The sequence below is a fragment of the Moorena sp. SIO3B2 genome (genome assembly GCF_010692525.1).
GTDB classification, from domain to species: Bacteria; Cyanobacteriota; Cyanobacteriia; order Cyanobacteriales; family Coleofasciculaceae; genus Moorena; species Moorena producens.
In genome coordinates this window covers 1-1,135 of record NZ_JAAHHE010000959.1, presented here as the reverse complement: position 1 = coordinate 1,135, position 1,135 = coordinate 1, and the positions used below count along the sequence as shown (strand labels likewise).

Below are 1,135 nucleotides of genomic sequence, written 5' to 3'. Positions count from 1 at the left end.
TGGCATTAGCCATTAGTATGACCATTTGTGCTGTAGGTTATGGTCTCGCTAGCTGGTTGGGTTTCAACAAAGGGGGAATTCTGGTAGAAACGGTTTTAATTGTGATGCTAGCGACACTATTCCCAAGCTATTTAGGTAGGATAACGGCTGCAGAAAAAATTGGCTATCTGCTGATGCAGGTATTTTTTGCTGTAATTGGTGCCAGCGCTAATGTAGAAATAGTGCTACGAGTGGGATCAGTTCTGTTTATTTTTGCTGGATTAATTCTCGCCATCCATTTGTTAGTCTTACTCGGAGTTGGGCGATTGTTGGGTTTAGATTTAGCTGAGTTAGTAATTGCGTCCAATGCTAATATGGGTGGGCCAACTACAGCAGCGGCTATGGCGACAGCACGGCAGTGGGATAAGCTAGTTACTCCAGCGATTCTTTGCGGTACTCTGGGTTATGCAGTAGCTACGTTTATTGGTGTCGGGTTAGGTAATTTTTTGCGGTCTTTGGGTTGATATAGCGCTACGCGCAAGTAAGAAGTCAGAAGTCAGAAGTCAGAAGTAAGCTATGACTAAGTTTCGGAGTTTAGGAGCGATGCAGAGGTGCGACCCGTGGCGAATTTAATTCGCCAACGGAAAACGCACCATTACGGTCTTGGGGGTTCCCCCCATGAGCGACTGCATCAAGACAATGTAAAACATCTGAATGCGTAGTGCTATATAGCAGTTTTCAATTGGGTGAGGTACTGACTAGGAGTGGATTTTAGGGACTTCGGAGCAGGGACTTCGGAGCAGGGAAGTCGGAAAAAATCCTGTGTACCTTAGCTCATGAAAAACGCTATATCGCATTTCCCTATGTTTTGGAAATATTTCCGGATCTAGGTAGACCCCGGTTGGATTCAGGAATAGTAGATGCACCTTGACTTATTCCTCAGCTACCCGCTGGGGTTTTTTTGATCTTGAACGTAGATATAGGGGAATTAACCAGAAGCAGAGGAAGTTGGGTAAATATACAGAAGTGTGTTTTACACCTGGGTAACGTTTACGTCGCCCACACCAACAAACATCACCCCATTGCTTGTCATGCCAGTGAGCATAGCAAACTCGCTATCTGTGTCTAAAACACCGATCAAATCGGGCTTACTGAA

The 1,135-nt window shown here is 45.1% G+C and carries 1 protein-coding gene; it reads left to right on the top strand.

Annotated elements, in window-relative coordinates; genetic code table 11:
• On the top strand, positions 1-503 hold a 503-nt coding region (locus tag F6K38_RS42690), incomplete at its 5' end, for a DUF819 family protein (RefSeq protein WP_287360956.1).
• Positions 504-1,135: the final 632 nt, after the last annotated feature.